Origin of the sequence: Caballeronia glathei (assembly GCF_000698595.1) — a bacterium.
Classification (GTDB): domain Bacteria; phylum Pseudomonadota; class Gammaproteobacteria; order Burkholderiales; family Burkholderiaceae; genus Caballeronia; species Caballeronia glathei.
Genome location: NZ_JFHC01000350.1, coordinates 1 through 310 on the forward strand (window position 1 = coordinate 1; position 310 = coordinate 310).

Sequence of the window (310 nt, forward strand, 5' to 3'; positions counted from 1 at the left end):
TCATTGGCTCAGTTCAGCAGCGCTGTTCTTCGGGCGAATGGATGCGTCGCAAGTGAAGCGCTCTTGACCGGAGGGCGCGCGCAGGCCTGACGGCATTACCTTCCTCTTAGAAGCCCAACTACTATCCGAATGGAGTCCCTCGGGATACGGACGGTTAAGATCAATACCTGGGGCAAGCGGGAATTTTTGAACATGCGTGTCGTACTGCGATTCACGCGCGACATATAGTGAATCTTGATTTGCTGCGATCGTATAGTTTGTCGAATTCTTAAACGGTTCGAAAGTCTTCATGTACACCATGCCATGAAAC

The 310-nt window shown here is 51.0% G+C and carries 1 pseudogene; it reads right to left on the reverse strand.

From position 1 onward, the window contains the following. Positions 1-310: pseudogene (locus BG61_RS42660) on the reverse strand (T6SS immunity protein Tli3 family protein); the annotation flags it as partial.